The following is a 2,260-nucleotide window of genomic DNA, read 5'->3' on the forward strand; positions in this document are numbered from 1 at the left end:
CCTGAGTTTTTCCTATTTGACGATGTGCGCTGGGAAACAAGCATGAGTGGATCTTTTTATAAGCTTGACTCTGATGAGGCACATTGGAATTCTGGTAAAAGTTTTGAAGGTGGTAATATTGGCCATCGGCCCAGTATTAAAGGTGGTTATTTCCCTGTTCCACCAGTTGATTCATCACAGGACATCCGTTCTGCAATCTGTTTGACACTAGAGTCTTTAGGTATGGTTGTTGAAGCGCATCATCATGAAGTAGCTACTGGTAATCAATGTGAGGTAGCAACACGTTTTAATAGCTTAACTATCAAAGCCGACGAACTACAAATTTTAAAATATGTGATTCATAATGTAGCCCATAATTACGGTAAAACAGCGACTTTCATGCCTAAACCGTTGGTGGGTGATAATGGTAATGGTATGCACTGCCACCAATCGTTAATGAAAGACGGAGTCAACCTGTTTTCTGGTGATCAATATGCCGGTCTATCAGAAACAGCGCTCTACTATATTGGTGGTATCATTAAGCATTCAAGAGCACTGAATGCCTTTACCAACCCGGCTACTAACAGTTACAAGCGTCTGGTTCCTGGTTTTGAAGCGCCTGTTTTACTGGCTTATTCAGCCCGTAATCGTTCTGCAGCGATCCGTATTCCTCATATTAATAATCCTAAAGGCCGCCGTATTGAGGTGCGTTTCCCGGATCCAATGGCTAACCCTTATCTTGCTTTCTCTGCAATGATGATGGCGGGGTTGGATGGTATACAAAAGAAAATTCATCCAGGTCAACCCATTGATAAAGATCTGTATGATCTTCCTCCTGAAGAATTGGTTGATGTCCCAACGGTATGCGGCTCTTTGGATCAGGCTGTACAACATCTCCAAGAAGATCATGATTTTCTATTGCAAGGCGATGTCTTTAGCCGCGATTTCATAAAGAGTTACATTTCTCTTCGTGAAGCTGAGATTGCACAAGTCAGAAGTCTTGTTCATCCTTTTGAATTTGAATTGTATTATAGTCTCTAAAAGCCCGGCGACTAAGGGTACATTATCATCTCCATGCTGCTGACTGTCAGATTTTTATAGGCGTGAGTTTATAAATGACTGACAGTACAAGCAGAGTAGTCGTTCAACGCAATTGTTATGATTATCTTCAAGTTTTTGAGTAATACCAGTTGTAATCGTTGAGTCACTAAAGGGTAAAGTTACAAAACTAAATTCGTCACCCTTGAAATTGCAGACTGATGTCCACATATAATCAGAATGAAATGTCCCCTGCAGTGTCTAGCAACAAAAAATAATGGGGTAAATCTAATAACAATGCTCTTAGAAGTAATATTCGTGTGCATTTAATACTAATTTTTTAATTTTTATGAGTCATGGGAGATTTATAAATGGTGGCTAAGCAACAAACAATGGGGTTCCAAACTGAAGTGAAACAGATGTTACATCTCGTTGTGCATTCACTTTACTCCAATAAGGAAATCTTTTTACGTGAATTAATCTCGAATGCATCTGATGCCTTGGACAAGCTTCGTTTCCTTGCCCTTGCTAATGCTTCATTGTACGAAACAGACTCTGATCTGCGTATCACCGTTGAATTCAATGAGAAATTAAAAACAATCACTATTAAGGATAATGGTATTGGCTTAAATTGGGATGAAGCAGTTGAAAATTTAGGAACTATCGCTAAGTCAGGAACCAAGGAATTTATTAGTCATTTAACGGGTGAGCAGGCAAAGGATTCTCATCTGATTGGTCAATTTGGTGTCGGTTTTTATTCTGCCTTTATTGTGGCAGATAAAGTCACAGTTAAAAGCCGCCGTGCTGGTCTCAGTGCTGATGAGGGCATTGTTTGGCAATCCAATGGTGAAGGTGAATTCACTATTGGCCAAGAAAAGAGAAAAGAACGAGGTACAGAAATTATTTTGCACTTGAAGGAAGAGCAAGATGAATTTTTGAGTGATTGGCGTCTGCGTAGCATTATCCATAAATATTCGGATCATATTTGTTGGCCAATTATGATGAAAAAAATGGATGAAGTTGAACAAGGTGAGAAAAAAGAGAAAGAAAGTGAGAACCCTGATTTTGAAGCAGTTAATAAAGCAACTGCTTTATGGACTTTGCAAAAATCAGAAATCAGTGACGAAGATTATAAGACGCTTTACAAGCATATCGCTCATGACTATCAGGATCCCTTAAGCTGGTCCCATAACCATGTAGAAGGGAAGCACGATTACATTAGTTTACTGTATATACCTGCGAA

At 39.3% G+C, this 2,260-nt stretch carries 2 protein-coding genes; both read left to right on the plus strand.

The window, feature by feature from the left end; translation table 11 throughout:
• Positions 1-1,020: type I glutamate--ammonia ligase (gene glnA, locus BN58_RS11255; protein WP_019216915.1), on the plus strand; the 1,020-nt coding region annotated here is incomplete at its 5' end.
• A 368-nt stretch (positions 1,021-1,388) separates the two neighbouring features.
• The coding region (gene htpG / locus BN58_RS11260) for a molecular chaperone HtpG (RefSeq protein WP_019216916.1) at positions 1,389-2,260 on the plus strand (872 nt) is incomplete at its 3' end.

The organism is Legionella tunisiensis, from assembly GCF_000308315.1.
GTDB lineage: Bacteria > Pseudomonadota > Gammaproteobacteria > Legionellales > Legionellaceae > Tatlockia > Tatlockia tunisiensis.